We start from the raw sequence: 16,246 nt of genomic DNA, 5'->3' as shown, positions 1-16,246 counted from the left end.
TCGCCTTTGCCGTGTTTGCTGGTATCCTTCTGGCGATGACGTCCGGGCTATCGTGCCCGGGCAGGAAGGGCCGATGACCGAACGACCCATTTCCAGCGGCGAACGCAGCCGGACCAGCGATGGACGCGGCTTTGCAGGGCGCTTGGCGCTCAGCCGGTTGGCGACGCGGGCCTCGATGACCTTCGAGCGCGCCTGGCCACTCGTGCTGCCGCTGCTGGTCGTCGCCAGCCTGTTCTTCAGCTTTTCGTGGTTCGGCCTGTTCCCGCGCCTGCCGGACGCGGCGCGCGTCGGCCTTCTGACCCTGTTCGGGCTGGCGGCGGTCGCAGCGCTCTATCCGCTGCGCTTCTTCCGCATGCCCTCGGCAGCCGAGATCGACCGGCGCATCGAGGCGGCGAACGAATTGCTGCACAGCCCGGTGCAGGTGCAGACCGACCGACCGAGCGGCGCCGAGAGCATCTTCTCGCAGGCGCTGTGGCGCGAGCACCAGAAGCGCATGGCCGAGCGGCTTTCGAGCCTCGGCGCCGACCGGCCGCGCACCGGCGTGCCGGACTACGACCGCTGGGGCTTGCGCGCCGTGGCGGGGCTGCTGTTCGTCACGGCGCTTGCCTTCTCCTTCGGACCTTTTGGCGGCAGGATCAGCGACGGTTTTGTCGCGCGCGCCTCGCACGATGCCGTGCCGCCGCGCATCGACGCCTGGGTGACGCCGCCTGCCTATACCGGCAAGGCGCCGGTGTTCCTGACGGCCGATGCCAACCAGGCCGTCCAGACCTTTTCCGTTCCGCAAGGCAGCGACATCTCGCTGCGCGTCACCGGCGGTTCGGGCGAGGAGACGCTGAGCTATGCCGATCAAGGCGGCAATGACCGCGCCATCGAGCCCGCCGCGCCCAAAGGCCCCGCGCCTGCCGCCGGCCAGACCGCACCAAAAGTGCGCCAGTTCTCCGGCAAGCTGAACACCAACGGCACGCTGACGCTGAAATCCGGCGAAGGCGATCTCGGCCACTGGGCCTTTGCCGTCATTCCCGACAAGCCGCCGACGATCCGCTTCGTCGGCGAGCCGAAGCGCGCCGTCAACGGCGCCATCGAGCTCAATTACGAGATCGCCGACGACTATGGTGCAGCCTCCGCCAAGGCTGTTTTCGAGCTGTCGGATCGACCCGCCGCCAACGCGCATCCGCTTTACGGCGCGCCCGACATGCCATTGACGTTGCCGCGCCGCGGCGGCAAGCCGAGCGCGGCCAAGACGACCAAGGACCTGACCGAGCATGTCTGGGCCGGCAGCAACATCAAGCTGACGCTCACTGCCACGGACGACGCCGGCCACACCGCGACCAGCGAAACCAAAACGCTTGTCATGCCCGAGCGGCCCTTCGCCAATCCGCTGGCTAGAGCGGTCATCGAACAGCGCCGGCTGGTGGCGCTCGACACCAATGCCAAGCCGCGCGTTCTCGACCTGATGGATGCGGTCACGCTGCGTCCCGAGGACACGTTCGACAACATGTCGAACTATCTTGCCATCATGAGCGCGAGGAGCCGTCTGAAGCTCTCCGAGAGCGACGATCAGTTGCGCAACGTCGTGTCCTATCTGTGGGAGATCGCGCTCGGCATCGAGGAAGGCAATTTGTCGGCCGCCGAGCGCCGGCTGCGCCAGGCGCAGCAGGCGTTGCAGGACGCCATCAAGAACGGCGCCAGCGATCAGGAGATCGAAAAGGCGATGAAGGAACTGCGCGAGGCGATGAACCAGTTCCTGCAGGAATTCGCCCAGCGCGCGCAGCAGAACCCGAACGCGCCGCAGATGCAGCAGAACGGTCGCGAGCTGCGCCAGAGCGATATCGACCGCATGATGGACCAGATCGAGAATCTGGCCAAATCGGGTGATCGCGACAAAGCCCAGCAGCTTCTCTCCGAACTGCAGGACATGATGAACAACCTGCAGGCCGGCCGCCAGCAGCCGGGCGGCGAGCAGGACAGCGAGCTGCGCCAGCAGATGGACAAGCTCGGCGACATCATGCGCCGCCAGCAGGAAATGATGAACGACACCTTCCGGCTGGACCAGATGCAGCGCGGGCAGCGTGGCGAAGGCGGCGAGCAGCAGCAGCTTGGCGAGGATGGCGAACAGGGCCAGTCCGACGACCAGCAGCAGCGGCCCGGGCCCGGCCAGGACCGCGATCCGCTGGGCCGGCCGAAAATGTCGCCGAAGGATTTGGCCGATGCGCTGAAGCAGCTGCAGGAAGGCCAGGGCCAGTTGCAGAGCGAGCTCGATCAGTTGAAGAAAGGCCTCGAAGGCATGGGCATGGAGCCCAATGAGGGCTTTGGCGAGGCCGGCAAGTCGATGGGCAATGCCGAACAATCGCTTGGCCAGGGCGACGGCGACCAGGCCGTCGGCCATCAGGGCCGCGCGCTGGAAGCGCTGCGCCGCGGCGCCAAGGAAATGATGAAGCAGATGCAGGCCATGCAGGGCGACCAGGGCGGCAGCGAGCAGGGCGGCCGCGAGCAGAATGCCGATCGCGATCCGCTGGGACGTCCGCGCGCCACCAACGGCCCCGATGACGGCACCTCCGTCAAGGTTCCCGACGAGATCGACGTCCAGCGTGCGCGCCAGATCCTCGACGCGATCCGCAAGCGGCTCGGCAACGCGCTCAGCCCCGATATCGAGCGCAGCTATCTCGAACGGCTGCTGGAGCTGAAATAAAGCTCACCCGTTCCGTTGCGCACCGCTAACTTCCCACGAATGTCCGTGAGATGATCGCTGCCAATTTGTCGGCTAGGTGTCGAGGAGCTTTCGATGAGCCGCTGAGCACCAGATGCGTTTCGCCTAGCTGAGGCAGCTTCTCATCGCCCAGCGCCCTGATACGATCGGTCAGGGTGCTTTGCGGCAATACGCCGATCGCGACTCCCGCAGCAATCGCGGCCCGAACCCCTGAGACGCTCTGACTGGTGCAAACGATCTGATAGTCCAGTCCGGATTTCCGAAGGAGGTCGAGACAGCGCTCTCTCCACCAGCAAGCTTTGTCGAACAGCGCCACGGGCAGAGGTCGCCGGGTCTCGACACTGTGGAAAGCGGAGCCGGCCCACACGGCTCGCTCACTATGAACAACGACGTCGCCGTTCGAGACACGCTCAGGCGAGTGCAAGGCGATATCCAATTCGCCGGCAGCGAGCGCATGCGGAAACTCCATGCTCGAACTGCATCGCACGAAAATTCGAGCTGCAGGCTCCTCCTCCGTGAAGGTGGCCAAAATAGACGGTAGAATCGTGTCGCCATATTCCTCGGGTATACCGAGTCGGACTTCCTCCTCGGCTGGCAACCCGCGCAGATCGGCCACCACCTGGTTCAGCATTTCTACGACATCGCGGGCGACGGGTAGTAAGCGCTCGCCGGCAGCAGTCATGGCAACTCCGCGCCCATGCCTTTCAAATACGCGTTGCCCGATGGCACTCTCCAGCTTCTGCACCTGGAGGCTGATAGCGGACTGCGTTCGGAACAGGCGGGCCGCGCCGCCGCTAAGACTCCCTGCCTTGGCCACAGAGAGGAACGTACGCAGCAATTCGCTGTCCAGTTGAGTGCTTTTCCCATCGTCAATGCTCATAGCTGATATTTAAGCTATTCGTTTCACATATGGAAGACAGGCGATCTATAGATGCCACAAAGAGAGTAATGCCGTGATCGTCACGCTCGCGAGGCTTCAAAGAAGGCAACTCATGTGGGCGACCGCCGCTGTGACAGTTGCTGTCGCGCTCACGTGGCCGCAACGGGCATATGGGACGCTCCATTTCGTCCTGCAGAGTTTTATGGACGTCGCGTTGATGATTGCAGCTGGGCTAATCATCTCGGCATGGATCGCAGCCAGTGGAGCGGCGACCATTACAGCGCGATGGTTCAAAGGGCGCCCGGTCGCAACTGTTTTTATCTCATCGGCAATCGGCACCGTGATCCCCGTGTGCGGCGTGACGGTGCTGCCACTCACAACAGGGCTTCTTGCTTCGGGCGTTCCGCTTGCGCCCATTATGGCATTTTGGCTTTCCTCGTCTGTTACCGGACCCACGATGCTCACCGCGACCTGGGCGCTACTCGGCCCTGGATTTGCCATTGGAAAGTTGCTTGCGGCGTTTGCGCTAGGAATCTTTTCTGGCGCGATGACAGCTCTGCTGGCCCGCACGCAGATGGTCCAAAACCCGTTGCGGGCATCGGGCACCAGCCAGGTGGGACTGTGTGGCACATGCATGCCAACGGGCTTATCTTTCAGAATTTGGCGCGACCCGGCGCGTGTGCGTGTATTTGGAGAAAATCTCGTTTCCACGACTAGAACCGTCGTGACTTGTTTGACGTTTGCCTTTTCGGCTGAATTCCTGCTGCGCGATCTTCTGCCGCCCGAGGCCCTCACCGCTTATGTCGGTGCAGACTCTCATTATGCCATCCCCCTTGCCGTGCTGGTCGGCGCACCGATGTATCTCGATGGTCTTGCGGCACTGCCTTTGGTTCAAGGTTTGCTTGCTCTCGGCATGTCACCCGGTGCGGCAATGGCGCTCCTCGTCTCAGGGGGCGCGGTGAGCATTTGGGGCGTCATGGCAGTCGCTTTGGTCCTCAGACCCGCAACGATCGTCCTGTTCGTCGCGCTCGCCGTTTCCGGATCATTGGTCATTGGCTATGTCTTCCAGGCGCTCTGGACGCATTTTTCATGAGCACCGAAAGCCGCAGGAACAGATGACCGCCTGATTGAGCGCACTCCGGCTCTAAAGGCCGGCCGCCACGCCGGTTTGCCTGGTCAGCATGAACGCCTCGCGTATGGCGTTCTCCATGCCGTCGATCGCTTCGCCGGTCGCCAGCGGATTGCGGTGCAGGACGACGTTGGAGGAATCGATGTCGCCGAAACCGTCAGCGGCCGTCAGTTCGCGGCAATCAGGCGGGATGTTGCTGCGCGAGATCGGCGCGATTGCCAGGCCGGACGTGACGGCGAGCGTCAGGCCGCCATTGGTGTCGCTGGTGTACGCGACGCGGTAGTCGAGGCCGCGCTGCTGCAGCGACTTGATGGCGAAGTCGCGGCACCAGCCGTTGCGGCTGTAGAGCGCGATCGGCACCGGCCGTTCCTCGTGCATGTGGTGCAGCGTCGACGTCACCCAGACCGTCGGGTCGTGCATCAACACCTCGCCGCCGGAAGAGCCCTCCCATTCGAACACCACAGCGAGATCGAGCTCGCCGGCCGCGAGCGCCCGCACCTGCGAATCCGAATGCGCGTAGCGCACCGTGACCTCGACGCGCGGATGCCGCTTGGCGAATTCGCCCAGCGCCCGCGACAGGATCGAACGTCCATATTCGGCCGGGATGCCTATGCGCACCAGCCCGCCGAGCGGAGGCGCCACCAGCGAGGCAGCGGTCTCGTCCAGCAGCGAGACGATCCGGCGCGCGTTGGCGATGAGCTCGCCGCCGCGGCGCGTCAGCGCCACGCCGCGCGAGCCGCGCTCGAACAGATTGTCGCCGACCATGTCCTCCAGCTTCTTCATCTGCATGGACACGGCCGATTGCGTGCGCCCGGCTTTCTCCGCCGCGCGGGTGAAATTGCCGGTTTCGGCCACCGCCACGAAGGTGCGCAAGAGGTCGCTGTCGAGGACTGGTCTCATCGAGGTCGCCATAAGCAAAGTTGATTGCTGGCATCATTCCAATTCGTTTGCCAGATGTCAAACGCCGCAGGATAGTCATGACACCCATTGGATATGCGGCCGCGAAATCGGTCGCGGACCAATCGAAGAGTCCTCACTCGTACCCGCTGCCTGAAAATGGTGGCGGGTTCTTTTTCGCTGGATAGATCATGCAGAACCGGACGGTGCTTGGCATTCTGAGTCTCTGTCTCGGCGTGCTGGTCTTTTCGCTGCAGGATCCGCTGGTGAAGGCGGTTTCGGGCGGCTATCCGGTGACAGAGGTGATGGCGATCCGCGCCATCGTCGCGCTGCCGATCCTGATCGTGCTCGTCCAGGCTGATGTCGGCCTGAAGGCGGTGCTGTCGAAGCGCTTCGGCATGCTGACACTGCGCGCCTTCATCCAGTTCTCGTCCTACACGGTCTACTATCTGGCGATCGCCGCCTTGCCGCTGGCCGATGCGGTGGCGCTCTATTTCATGGCGCCGCTGTTCATCATGGCGATGGCCGGTCCCTATCTCGGCGAGCGCGTCTCATGGAAAACCCTGTCGACGGTGCTGATCGGCCTGGTCGGCGTGCTTGTGATGGTGCGGCCCGGCGGCGGCGTGTTCGACTGGGCGGCGCTGCTGTCGCTGGGCTCGGCCTTCCTCTACGGCTTTTCGCAACTGATGGCGCGCCGCATCGGCGACACCGAATCGTCGACGGTGATGGCCTTCTACCAGAACGGCGCCTATCTCAGCGGCGCCGTTGCCGTTGCGGCCGTCTTTCATCTCGCCGGCATCACCCATGCGGCGCATCCGAGCGTCGAATTCCTGGTGCGGCCATGGGTATGGCCGGCAATGCCGGATTTCCTGAAGATGGCCGCCTGCGGCCTCGTCGCTTCGGCCGGCATGATCCTGCTGTCGCAGGCCTACCGGATGGCGCCGGCCAACCGCGTCGCCACCTTCGAATATACCGGCATCCTGTGGTCGCCGCTGTGGGGCTTCCTGTTCTTCGCCGAGGTGCCGCGCGAGACGACCGTGCTCGGCGCCGCGCTGATCATCGGCGCCGGCCTGCTTGCGCTGAGCGGCGGGCGTCGGCGAAGTGCAGCGCCGGCCGCCCCTGTCACGACCGACGCGGTCTCAAGCGAAGCAGCTTAATGCCTTGCCGACGCGGGCGCGGATCTCGGCAAGCGTGAACGGCTTCTGCACGACGTCGAGGATGATGCCGTTGAGCTCCTCGGCGCGCTCGCGCTGGTCGGCATAGCCGGTCATCAGCATGATCCGCATGGTCGGAAACTCTTTTGCAGCCGCCGTCGCCATCTCGATGCCGTCCATCTCCGGCATGCGGATGTCGGACACCACCAGATCGAAACCGCCGCGCGCCTGCCGGATCATGTCCAGCCCCTGCGCGCCGTCGGTGGCGATGGTGACATTATGGCCATCGCGCTCGAGCGCGCGGGCAGCGAGGGTGCGGACGGACTCATCGTCCTCGACGATCAGAAGCTTTGCCATGCTGAGATTGATGCCGCCGAAACGTTGATGTTTTCTGAAAATTCTAACGATCGGCGGCTTTTCGGAACGGTCCCCGCCTCCTCAGGCGTCGCCTTTCACCACCCCGACAAACGGCAGCTCGCGGAACGCATGGGCGACATCCATGCCGTAGCCGACGACGAAATAGTCCGGGCAGTCGAAGCCCACATAGTCGGCGTTAAGCGAGGTCTGGCGGCGCATCCGCTTGTCAAGCAGCACGGCGACGGCGCAGCTCTTGGCGCCGCGCGAAAGCATCAGGTCGCGGGTGTAGGAAAGCGTCTTGCCGGATTCGAGTATGTCGTCGATCAACAGCACGTCGCGGCCGGCGACTTCGTTGTCGATGTCGCGCAGCACCCTGACCTCGCCGCTGGTCGTGCCGGCGCCGTAACTGGAGATGAAGATGAACTCGACTTCCGGCGACAGGCCGACATCATGCATGGCGCGGATGAGATCGGCGGCGAAGACGAATGAGCCCTTGAGGATCGAGATTACCAGCAAGTCGTGGTAATCGCGCCCGGCGATTTCCTTGGCGAGCTCGAGATTGCGGCGCGCGATCGCCGACGCCGAAAACAGGACCTCGATGTCCTTGCCGCGCACGACTGGCATAGCTTCTTCCTTCAAAAAAACGGCAGCGGTGTCGATAGACGGGTTGAGATTCAGGTCAGGCCGAGCCGAAAATGGCGGCTGCCGAGAACCGGAGCGGAGCGTACATTTCAGTACGTGAGCACCGGAAGCGTGGGAAGCCGCTATTTGCAGGCCGGCCTCACCTGAATATCGACCCGTCTAGCCGGCGAAAATGACTGCGACGGTTCTGACGCCGTCTTTAGGCACATCGAAGCGGCTCGAAAAGCCGAATCTTTCGCCCGGGCTCAACGAACGGTTGGATGTCCCCAGCCTGTAGCGGATGATGTTGGAATTGTTGTCGGTAACGCGGATTTCGAGCGGCGGCAGCGTTTCCGACCTCATGCCGTCATTCGCGGCCTCGCCATCCACGAACAGCACCGGCTTCAAGCCCGACGCATCGATGCGTGACGTTACGCCGGAAATGGTGAGCGCACTCGCCGGCGCGGCGGTCGTCCAAAAGGGGCTTTGCCGGACCAGCGCATGACCACCCGACACCCAGAAGGATGCGAGCGCTATGCCGACGCCGGCTATCCAGAACAACGGACCGCCACGCGAGGATCGCGACGGCGCCACCTCCGGTCTGCGCAGCATGCCCATGCCGCCGATCGATGGCGTCGACGGCATCTGCGGCGGCGGTGCCGATTCTGGATAAGCGGCAAAACGCGGCAGCACCACATAGTCGGCATCGACGATGTCGGCCGCATCGAACATGACGCGTTCCGGCGCGGCATTTGTTGCCGTGCCGGTCATGATTTCGCCGGAAACAGGGCGCGCGGTTCTCTCGTCAGCCATTACGGCACCAGTGCAGTCTTCGTTTCTTTTGCGTAAACGCAATTGGTTAACGCTTCCCCACCGGAATGGCTTTGATGCATGCTGGGCGTTGCAAAATTAACCGCCGGTTAACCATGCCGGCCGATGGTCTGTTAAGATAGATTGTGGCGCGTCGCCGCCGAGAGTTTCAGGTCGCCGAACGTGATCCGCTTCGAAAATGTCGGCCTCCGCTATGGCATGGGTCCGGAGATCCTCCGCGATATCTCCCTGCACATTCCGGAGCGCTCCTTCCAGTTCCTGAGCGGCCCTTCGGGCGCCGGCAAGACGACCCTGCTGCGCCTTTTGTTCATGTCGCTGAAGCCGACGCGCGGCCTGATCACCATCTTCGGCAAGGACCGCTCGCGCATTTCGCGCGGCGAACTGCCGCTGCTGCGCCGCCGCATCGGCGTGGTGTTCCAGGATTTCCGCCTGCTCGACCATATGACGACCTACGAGAATGTCGCGCTGCCGCTGCGCGTGCGCGGGCGCGAGGAGGCGACCTACCGCACCGACGTCACCGAGCTGCTGAAATGGGTCGGCCTCGGCGACCGCATGCATGTGCTGCCGCCGGTGCTGTCGGGCGGCGAAAAGCAGCGCGCCGCGATTGCCCGGGCCTTGATCGAGCAACCGGAGATCCTGCTTGCCGACGAGCCGACCGGCAATGTCGACCCGCCGCTGGCGCGCCGGCTGCTCCGGCTGTTCATCGAGCTCAACCGGTTGGGCACCGCCGTGGTGATCGCCACCCACGACCTCGGCCTGATGGAGCAGGTCGATGCGCGCCGCATGATCTTGGCCGGTGGAAGGTTGGACGTTTATGACTGACCTTCCGGCCGATCACCTCCAGCACGAAGCGCTCGAGACGACGACGGTCCGGCGTGTCCAGCGCAAGACGGCGCCGATCGTGCCGGCGCAGAACATCGCTGGACGGGCGCTGGTGCTGGTCATCGCCATCATGACCTTCCTGTCCTGCCTCACCTTCGGCGCCGTGACGCTGGTGCGCGATACCGCCTCCGTCTGGGAAAACCAGATATCGCGCGAGGCGACGATCCAGATCAAGCCGGCCGACGGTTTGGACATGGAGGCGGCCCTTGCGCAGGCCTCGCAGATCGCCAGCGACTTCCCCGGCGTGAAGGGCACCAAGATCATCGACCGCGAGGCGACCGCGCGTCTTCTGGAACCGTGGCTGGGCAGCGGCCTCAACATCGACGAACTGCCGGTGCCGCGCCTCATCATCGTCACCATTGATGAGGCCGGCCCGCCCGACTTTGCCGCCATGCGCGCCGCCATCACGCCGAAAATACCGACCGCCGCGCTCGACGACCACCGCACCTGGGTCGACCGTCTGGTCGCCATGGCGCGCACGACCGTGACGATCGGCATTGCCGTTCTGGTGCTGATGCTGTCGGCGACAGTGCTGACGGTGGTGTTCGCCACGCGCGGCGCCATGGCCGGAAACGGCCACATCATCGAGGTGCTGCACTTCGTCGGTGCCGAGGCGCGCTTCATCGCGCGCGAATTCCGCTGGCATTTCCTGGTCACCGGCATGAAGGGCGCGGCCGCCGGCGGCGCCCTGGCGATCGCCGTCTTCATCGTCTTTTCCTGGTGGTCGTCGCGCAACATGGCGACGCCCCAGGCCGACCAGGCGACCGCTTTGTTCGGCAATTTCGCCATCGGTTCGGCCGGTTATCTCGGCGTCGGCCTGATGGTGCTGGTGATCGGCGCGCTGACCGCGGCCACCTCGCATGCGACCGTCGTCGCTTATCTCAGCGACATCGACGTTCGTCAGCCGGATGCGGGCTGACCCATGAGATCAATCCGGAAACCGGCGCAAAGCGCGTATAATCAAGCAAGACAACGATCACACGCGGGACACTTGCCGTAACGCAATGTGCGCCGTCTCACCTATCAACGGCCGCATTTCGGAGTTAACCATTAGAAGCTTTCAGGATTAACCTGGGGATGATGGAAGCGCGGGATTCGATCGAGACGGCTGGACGGATGCCGGCGATGCGTATGCGCAGCGCTGCCTCCGCCGGGTTTGGTCGTCTGCGGCTCGCCTTGCGCGTCTGCGGTTTCGTGGTTCTCGCCGCGCTGGTGCTTTTTGCCGGCGGCTTCGGCTGGTTTGCCGACAAGGTCAGCCATATGACGACTCCGGCCAATCCGGCCAGGGCCGACGCCATCATCGTGCTCACCGGCGGGCAGTCGCGGCTTGACGCGGCGATGGACCTGTTGGCCTCCGGCAAGGGCGAACGACTGCTGATCAGCGGCGTCCATCCGTCGGCTACCAAGCGCCAGCTGCAGGCGGCGATGGGCGGCGACAAGCAGCTCTTTTCCTGCTGCGTCGATATCGACCGCGCCGCGCTCGACACCATCGGCAATGCCGAAGAAAGCGCCAAATGGGTGGAGAACCACGCCTATGGCAGCATCATCATCGTCACCAATAATTATCACATGCCGCGCAGCTTGCTCGAGATGGGCCGGCTGCTGCATGGCGCGCGCCTGGAGCCCTATCCGGTGGTCAACACCAATCTTGGCAACGGCGGCTGGCTGACCAAGCCGGAGGCCCTGCGTGTGCTGCTTACCGAATACAGCAAATATGTGCTGTCTCTGGCGCGCGGCTTCCTTCCGCTGCGCGCGACGCCCGAAGGCGTCACGCTCGCCGAAGCCACGACGGTGGTCAAGAACTAGACTTCGCCTGGCGCGCCGCCGCGCAGGCGCGCAATCTCCTGCTCCAGGCCGGCGATGCGCCGGTCGCGCTCGGCAAGTGCGGCCGCGACATCCGCCGCCTCGAAGCGTTGTGGGATGTGCTGCGGGCAATTGGCATCCCAGGCGGAGACCGTGAACAGGATCGCCTGCTCCGGCCGCGCCTTGTAGTCCGCGGGCATCAGCTTCGCCGTCAGCTCCGGGTCATTCTCGACGACACGCGCCCTGCCCCAGATCTTGATGCGCTGCCTAAGCATGTAATCGATCAGAAACAGGAAGGCCTGGTCATTGTCCTCGAGATTGCCCTGGGTGATGAACTGCCGATTGCCGGAAAAATCCGCAAAGCCGATCATGTGCTCGTCCAGCACCTTGAGGAAACCGGCCGGCCCACCGCGATGCTGGATGTAGGGCTGGCCTTCGGCGTTGGCCGTCGCCAGGAACACGCTGGTTTGCGCTTCGATGAAGGCGGCTAGATCCGCTGTGATGGTTGCCCGCCAGCCGCCGCGATGCTCGACGCGCGCATAGGAATCGCGCGACCCCTTGCGGGACTGGATGGCCTTGACGGTCGGCGTGAAGGCGACGTCGCTGGTGAATTCGTTCATGCTGGCGCTCCGCGGACAGGATCGCACATCAATTAGGCTCTTCCGAAAACCGGATGTAGAGAGCATGTTTGCAATCTATCTTTCCATATTTCGGAAGAATAATGGACCGCCTCGACGCTATGTCCCTGTTCGTCGCCACGGTGGAGGCCGGCAGCCTTTCCGCTGCAGCCAAGCGCGCCGGCGTGCCGCTGCCGACGGTGAGCCGCAAGCTCTCCGAACTGGAGAAGCACTTGAAGACGCGCCTGCTCAACCGCTCGACGCGGCGGCTGACGCTGACCGATGCCGGCCAGTCCTATCTTGCCGCCTGCCGTCGCATCCTCGACGAGGTGAGCGAGGCCGAGCGCGATGCCGCCGGCGAATATTCGAGCCCGACCGGCGAGCTGGTCATCACGGCGCCGGTCGTGTTCGGCCGCCTGCACGTGCTGCCGGTGATCACCGGCTTTCTCGCCGTCTACCCGCAAGTGGATGTCCGCCTGACCCTGTCGGACCGGATCACCCAACTGGTCGAGGAGCATATCGATCTCGCCCTGCGTATCGGCGAGCTGCCGGATTCCGCCATGGTTGCAATCCGCGTCGGCTCGATCCGCCGTATCGTTTGCGCAAGCCCCGCCTATCTCGCCTTGCATGGCACGCCGGCGACCCCGCAGGACCTTGCCGGCCACGACTGTGTCACCTTCGAAGGTCTTGCCGCCCCTGCGACATGGAGTTTCGGAGCGGGTAAGGCGGAAACCACCGTCGCGGTCCGCTCGCGCCTGCAGGTCAACACCGCCGAGGCGGCGATCGATGCTGCGATTGCCGGCCTAGGCCTGACAAAAGTGCTCTCCTATCAGGCCGATGCCGCCGTGCGCGCCGGCGCGTTGCGGGTGGTGCTGGAGCCGTTCGAGCCGCCGCCCTGGCCGGTGAGCCTTGTCCATGCCGGCCAGGGCCGGCTGCCGGTGAAGCTGCGCGCCTTCCTCGATTTCGCCGCGCCGCGTCTCAAGGAACGGCTGGCTCGGTCACTCTAGCGGCACCATTTGACAATGGCGGCGTTTCCTTTTTGGCGCCGCTTGGTGTAACCAACGCACACTTCCTCACGGGCCCCTTGCATGCTCATCATCCGCTCGCTGGCGTTCAACTTCGTCTTCTATCTCAGCCTGATCGTCCAGATGATCTTCTGGACGCCTTTCTATTTCCTGTCGCCGCGCCACCGCGCCTGGTTCGTGCCGAAATTCTGGTCGCGGACCTCGATGTGGCTCTATGACAAGATCTCCGCGACGAAGAGCGAGATCACCGGTGTCGAGAACCTGCCCGAAGGCTCCTTCATCCTGGCGCCGAAGCATCAGTCCTTCTGGGACGCGATCGCCTTCTTCCCCTATCTCGACGATGCGCTCTACATCCTGAAGCGCGAGCTGACCTGGATCCCCTTTTTCGGCTGGTACATCTTGAAGATGCGTATGATCCCGGTCGATCGCGGCAGCCGCTCGAAAGCGCTGAAAGCGGTCGTCACCGCGACCAGGCAGGAGATGGACCGCAATCCGCGCCAGCTCATCATCTATCCCGAAGGCACCCGCCGCCCGCCGGGCGCCGAGCCGTCCTACAAATACGGTATCGTCGAGCTCTACACGCAGCTCGGCGTTCCCGTCGTGCCGGTCGCCCATGTCGCCGGCCTCTACTGGCCGCGCCGCAAGTTCCTGCGCTATCCGGGCACCATCAAGGCCCGCTTCCTGCCGCCGATCCCGCCGGGCCTCGAGAAGGAGGAATTCATGCAGCGGCTGATCGGCGAGACCGAAGCCGCCTGCGACCAGATGCTCGTCGAGGCCGCGCAGGCGCCGAACCCGCCGCCCATGCCGCCGACGGCGGTAAAGCGGCTGGCGGAACTCGGCGTAACCGCGAAGACCTGATCGGCTACCGCAGCACCGCCAGCAGGGTCGTCAGCACCAGCGTGCCGGCAAACACCAGGTTGATGATCCGCGAGGCCAGCGGATGGCGCAGGACGCGCGCGAACGCCGTTCCGGCAAGCAGCCACACGACGTGGATGGCGACGATCATCGCGGCAAGCACCAGCAGCCTGGTGGAGACGCCGAGCGCATCGGCCTGCGCCGCGGCGCCGGCGAAAACGGCTGCGATCGCCACATAGGCTTTCGGATTGGCGACGGCGAGCATGAAGCCGCCGAGAAAATCGGGCTTCGTCCCGGTGCTCCCGCGCTCCGCCAGCGGCGGCGCTGTCGCTATTCTGAAAGCGAGATAAAGGATGTAGCCTGCCGAGGCGACCGCCAGCACCGGCGCCACTCCCGGCACCGAGGTCAGCATGCCGAAAATCCCGGCCGCCACCGCCAGAAGCACGGCGATCGTGCCAAGCGCCACGCCAGACGTGTAACCCAGGGAAGGGCGCAGACCGAAAGCCGCGCCGACGGCGGTCACGCTGATGGTCGCCGGTCCCGGACTGCCCATGACGACAGTCGCGGCCACGATAAGCGCCAGCACTTGCTGCCAAGGCTGTGCCGCGCCCAGAACACCACCAGCCATGCCGAACCTCCTCCTGCCGCGATGTGGCAGGACTTAGGAGAGATCGTCATGGCCGTCTTGAACGATCGTGCGCAGCGCCCGTATCAGGCGCTGGCCCGGTCCAATGCCGCGATGTCGTCCGCCGAAAGCTTGAGCGACGCGGCGCGGATCAGACTGTCCATCTGGGCCGGCGTGGTGGCGCTGGCGATCGGCGCGGTGACGCCCGGCCGCGCGATGATCCAGGCCAGCGCCACTTCGGCTTGCTTGGCCGAATGGCGCTCGGCCACGGCATCCAGCGCGGAAAGGATGCGCATGCCGCGCTCGTTGAGATATTCGGCGACGTCTTCGCCGCGTGCGCTCTGGCCGAGATCGGCCTTGCCGCGGTACTTGCCGCTCAAAAATCCCTTGGCGAGGCTGAAATAGGTGATGACGCCGACATCCTCTGCCTTGCAGAGGTCGAGCAGCGGTCCGTCGAGCGACGAGCGGTCGTACAAATTGTATTCAGGCTGCAGCACCTCGTAACGTGGCAGGCTGCGCAGGCTGGCGACGTCGAGCGCCGCGCGCAGCTGGCCGGCATCGAGATTGGAGCAGCCGGGATAGCGGATCTTGCCCTTTTCGAGCAGCCGCTGATAGGCGCCGAGCGTTTCCTCGTAAGGCGTGGCCGGATCCGGCCAGTGCGACAGATAGAGGTCGATGACATCGGTTTGCAGCCGCTTCAGTGAAGCGTCGACCGCCTTTTCGATATAGGCAGCGGAGAGGTCGCGCTTGCCCTGGCCCATGTCCGAACCGACCTTGGTGATGACGATGACCTGATCGCGGTTGCCGCGGCTCTTCATCCAATTGCCGATGATCGTTTCCGATTCCCCACCCTTGTTGCCCGGCACCCAGCGCGAATAGGCATCGGCCGTATCGATGGCGTTGAAGCCGGCAGCGACGAACCGGTCGAGCAGGTCGAAGGAGGTCTTCTCGTCGGCGGTCCAGCCGAAGACATTGCCGCCCAGGACCAGCGGCGCGATGGAAAGATCGGTGCGACCGAGACGACGTTTCTGCAAGACTGATCTCCGTGATGCTGGAATGGGCCTGACGCCCAAGGATGCGATGCCGCTAAGCTAGGTCGCGGCCGGGCGAGGTCAAAGGCACGGTTTTGCTTTTTGATCGGACCAGAGCAGCCCCAGCAAAAGTGCGTCGCGGTTTTGCGTCTGGAATTGCGTGAGATAGAGCATTGGAGGCGAAATTATTTCGCCGAAAATGCGCTTCACGAAGACGCGACTCGACGGCCCACCTCCTCCAGCCAGTGATCGCGGATGCCGAGCGCATCGAGGTGCTTGAGCGTGCTCAAGACATAGTCCTCGTTTCGGCCGGATTGGCCGACCGCGCCGCGAACGATCCTTGCCGCATGATCGGCATCGAGCGCGCCGGCATATTGCTCGTGCCGGCGGTCGACGATGTAGGCGACCGCCTCGACCGAGCCGCCGCCATCCAGCCGGACATCGAGAATGCGTTCGAGATAGACGCTGGTGACCAGCTCGCGCTCGCGCAGATAGGAAAGCACCTCGTCGCGCAGATTGCCGGGGACACGGTAAGCGAGGCCGACGCAGGAGCCTCCCCGGTCGAGGCCGAGCACCAGGCCCGGCCGTCCGCGCGTGCCGCGATGCACGAAGGAATAGACGCAAAGCGAGCGGCGATAGCCGTAAAGCCGGGCGCGGCGCGTCTCGACATGGGCAAATCCGGGCCGCCAGATCAGCGACCCATAGCCAAAAACCCAAAAATCGCCCATATCGCCAAGCCTGATCGCATTCGAGTGAACGACACCGCACCGCCAAGGTGCTTCTTCTGGCCCCCGCTGTTTGCGTATTGGTAAATGCCCGCTCGCCGGGTTAA

Annotated in this window: 17 protein-coding genes; 8 read left to right on the top strand and 9 right to left on the bottom strand. The window is 64.2% G+C overall.

The window, feature by feature from the left end; all coding sequences use genetic code 11:
- Positions 1-73: 73 nt before the first annotated feature.
- Positions 74-2,689 carry a TIGR02302 family protein gene (locus FJ425_RS22655; protein ID WP_140632906.1) on the top strand — a complete coding sequence of 872 codons (2,616 nt, stop codon included), beginning with the start codon at positions 74-76 and terminating at the stop codon, positions 2,687-2,689.
- A 25-nt stretch (positions 2,690-2,714) separates the two neighbouring features.
- Here the strand turns inward: FJ425_RS22655 and FJ425_RS22650 are convergent, their stop codons facing one another.
- Complete coding sequence (locus FJ425_RS22650) at positions 2,715-3,587, bottom strand: LysR family transcriptional regulator (RefSeq protein ID WP_140632909.1); 873 nt, start codon at positions 3,585-3,587, stop codon at positions 2,715-2,717.
- 73 nt (positions 3,588-3,660) lie between these two features.
- Here FJ425_RS22650 and FJ425_RS22645 point away from each other — a divergent pair, with 73 nt between their 5' ends.
- Entirely contained in the window at positions 3,661-4,680 is a 1,020-nt protein-coding gene (locus FJ425_RS22645) for a permease (RefSeq protein ID WP_210241701.1), read from the top strand.
- Positions 4,681-4,731: 51 nt separating this feature from the next.
- Here FJ425_RS22645 and FJ425_RS22640 read toward each other — a convergent pair whose 3' ends face one another.
- Positions 4,732-5,616 carry a LysR substrate-binding domain-containing protein gene (locus FJ425_RS22640; RefSeq protein ID WP_140632915.1) on the bottom strand — a complete coding sequence of 295 codons (885 nt, stop codon included), beginning with the start codon at positions 5,614-5,616 and terminating at the stop codon, positions 4,732-4,734.
- Between the two features lie 188 nt (positions 5,617-5,804).
- On the opposite strand from FJ425_RS22640, the gene FJ425_RS22635 reads away from it, so the two are divergent.
- Complete coding sequence (locus FJ425_RS22635; RefSeq protein ID WP_140632918.1) at positions 5,805-6,770, top strand: DMT family transporter; 966 nt, start codon at positions 5,805-5,807, stop codon at positions 6,768-6,770.
- Here FJ425_RS22635 and FJ425_RS22630 read toward each other — a convergent pair.
- From FJ425_RS22630 to FJ425_RS22620, 3 genes are all read right to left on the bottom strand, one after another.
- Entirely contained in the window at positions 6,753-7,124 is a 372-nt protein-coding gene (locus tag FJ425_RS22630) for a response regulator (RefSeq protein ID WP_140632920.1), read from the bottom strand. The genes FJ425_RS22635 and FJ425_RS22630 overlap by 18 nt on opposite strands.
- An 81-nt stretch (positions 7,125-7,205) precedes the next feature.
- Positions 7,206-7,748, bottom strand: a complete 543-nt coding sequence (gene hpt / locus FJ425_RS22625; RefSeq protein ID WP_140542580.1) for a hypoxanthine phosphoribosyltransferase — start codon at positions 7,746-7,748, stop codon at positions 7,206-7,208.
- Between the two features lie 177 nt (positions 7,749-7,925).
- On the bottom strand, positions 7,926-8,558 hold the full coding sequence (locus tag FJ425_RS22620; RefSeq protein ID WP_140632923.1) for a hypothetical protein: 633 nt from the start codon (positions 8,556-8,558) through the stop codon (positions 7,926-7,928).
- A 180-nt stretch (positions 8,559-8,738) separates the two neighbouring features.
- On the opposite strand from FJ425_RS22620, the gene ftsE reads away from it, so the two are divergent.
- The 3 genes from ftsE to FJ425_RS22605 all read left to right on the top strand — a co-directional run bounded on the left by ftsE (position 8,739) and on the right by FJ425_RS22605 (position 11,264).
- On the top strand, positions 8,739-9,398 hold the full coding sequence (gene ftsE / locus FJ425_RS22615) for a cell division ATP-binding protein FtsE (RefSeq protein WP_140632926.1): 660 nt from the start codon (positions 8,739-8,741) through the stop codon (positions 9,396-9,398).
- Positions 9,391-10,377 carry an ABC transporter permease gene (locus FJ425_RS22610; protein WP_140632929.1) on the top strand — a complete coding sequence of 329 codons (987 nt, stop codon included), beginning with the start codon at positions 9,391-9,393 and terminating at the stop codon, positions 10,375-10,377. The genes ftsE and FJ425_RS22610 overlap by 8 nt, the downstream gene beginning before the upstream one ends.
- A 212-nt stretch (positions 10,378-10,589) precedes the next feature.
- A complete protein-coding gene (locus tag FJ425_RS22605) occupies positions 10,590-11,264 on the top strand; it encodes a YdcF family protein (protein ID WP_246673439.1) in 675 nt (224 codons plus the stop codon).
- On the opposite strand, the gene FJ425_RS22600 is transcribed toward FJ425_RS22605, so the two are convergent.
- The gene (locus tag FJ425_RS22600; RefSeq protein WP_140632935.1) at positions 11,261-11,881 is read right to left on the bottom strand and encodes a pyridoxamine 5'-phosphate oxidase family protein; all 621 of its coding nucleotides are present in this window, start codon (positions 11,879-11,881) and stop codon (positions 11,261-11,263) included. The two genes, FJ425_RS22605 and FJ425_RS22600, sit on opposite strands and share 4 nt — an antisense overlap.
- A 101-nt stretch (positions 11,882-11,982) precedes the next feature.
- On the opposite strand from FJ425_RS22600, the gene FJ425_RS22595 reads away from it, so the two are divergent.
- Positions 11,983-12,885, top strand: a complete 903-nt coding sequence (locus FJ425_RS22595; RefSeq protein ID WP_140632938.1) for a LysR family transcriptional regulator — start codon at positions 11,983-11,985, stop codon at positions 12,883-12,885.
- A gap of 81 nt (positions 12,886-12,966) precedes the next feature.
- On the top strand, positions 12,967-13,761 hold the full coding sequence (locus tag FJ425_RS22590; protein ID WP_140632941.1) for a 1-acyl-sn-glycerol-3-phosphate acyltransferase: 795 nt from the start codon (positions 12,967-12,969) through the stop codon (positions 13,759-13,761).
- A gap of 4 nt (positions 13,762-13,765) precedes the next feature.
- Here the strand turns inward: FJ425_RS22590 and FJ425_RS22585 are convergent, their stop codons facing one another.
- From FJ425_RS22585 to FJ425_RS22575, 3 genes are all read right to left on the bottom strand, one after another.
- On the bottom strand, positions 13,766-14,386 hold the full coding sequence (locus tag FJ425_RS22585) for a LysE family transporter (protein WP_140632944.1): 621 nt from the start codon (positions 14,384-14,386) through the stop codon (positions 13,766-13,768).
- A gap of 83 nt (positions 14,387-14,469) precedes the next feature.
- Positions 14,470-15,417, bottom strand: a complete 948-nt coding sequence (locus FJ425_RS22580; protein ID WP_140726210.1) for an aldo/keto reductase — start codon at positions 15,415-15,417, stop codon at positions 14,470-14,472.
- A gap of 203 nt (positions 15,418-15,620) precedes the next feature.
- Entirely contained in the window at positions 15,621-16,142 is a 522-nt protein-coding gene (locus FJ425_RS22575) for a gamma-glutamylcyclotransferase (protein WP_140632950.1), read from the bottom strand.
- Positions 16,143-16,246 lie beyond the last annotated feature (104 nt).

The organism is Mesorhizobium sp. B2-7-2, assembly GCF_006440775.1.
GTDB lineage: Bacteria > Pseudomonadota > Alphaproteobacteria > Rhizobiales > Rhizobiaceae > Mesorhizobium.
The sequence above is the reverse complement of the archived record's forward strand: the minus strand, read 5'-3'. Positions and strand labels throughout refer to the sequence as shown.

Coding starts and splice junctions, on each gene's coding strand:
- FJ425_RS22655 (WP_140632906.1), top strand. CDS start 74: ATGACCGAACGACCCATTTCCAGCGGCGAACGCAGCCGGACCAGCGAT.
- FJ425_RS22650 (WP_140632909.1), bottom strand. CDS start 3,587: ATGAGCATTGACGATGGGAAAAGCACTCAACTGGACAGCGAATTGCTG.
- FJ425_RS22640 (WP_140632915.1), bottom strand. CDS start 5,616: ATGAGACCAGTCCTCGACAGCGACCTCTTGCGCACCTTCGTGGCGGTG.
- FJ425_RS22635 (WP_140632918.1), top strand. CDS start 5,805: ATGCAGAACCGGACGGTGCTTGGCATTCTGAGTCTCTGTCTCGGCGTG.
- FJ425_RS22630 (WP_140632920.1), bottom strand. CDS start 7,124: ATGGCAAAGCTTCTGATCGTCGAGGACGATGAGTCCGTCCGCACCCTC.
- hpt (WP_140542580.1), bottom strand. CDS start 7,748: ATGCCAGTCGTGCGCGGCAAGGACATCGAGGTCCTGTTTTCGGCGTCG.
- FJ425_RS22620 (WP_140632923.1), bottom strand. CDS start 8,558: ATGGCTGACGAGAGAACCGCGCGCCCTGTTTCCGGCGAAATCATGACC.
- FJ425_RS22610 (WP_140632929.1), top strand. CDS start 9,391: ATGACTGACCTTCCGGCCGATCACCTCCAGCACGAAGCGCTCGAGACG.
- FJ425_RS22605 (WP_246673439.1), top strand. CDS start 10,590: ATGCGCAGCGCTGCCTCCGCCGGGTTTGGTCGTCTGCGGCTCGCCTTG.
- FJ425_RS22600 (WP_140632935.1), bottom strand. CDS start 11,881: ATGAACGAATTCACCAGCGACGTCGCCTTCACGCCGACCGTCAAGGCC.
- FJ425_RS22595 (WP_140632938.1), top strand. CDS start 11,983: ATGGACCGCCTCGACGCTATGTCCCTGTTCGTCGCCACGGTGGAGGCC.
- FJ425_RS22590 (WP_140632941.1), top strand. CDS start 12,967: ATGCTCATCATCCGCTCGCTGGCGTTCAACTTCGTCTTCTATCTCAGC.
- FJ425_RS22585 (WP_140632944.1), bottom strand. CDS start 14,386: ATGGCTGGTGGTGTTCTGGGCGCGGCACAGCCTTGGCAGCAAGTGCTG.
- FJ425_RS22575 (WP_140632950.1), bottom strand. CDS start 16,142: ATGGGCGATTTTTGGGTTTTTGGCTATGGGTCGCTGATCTGGCGGCCC.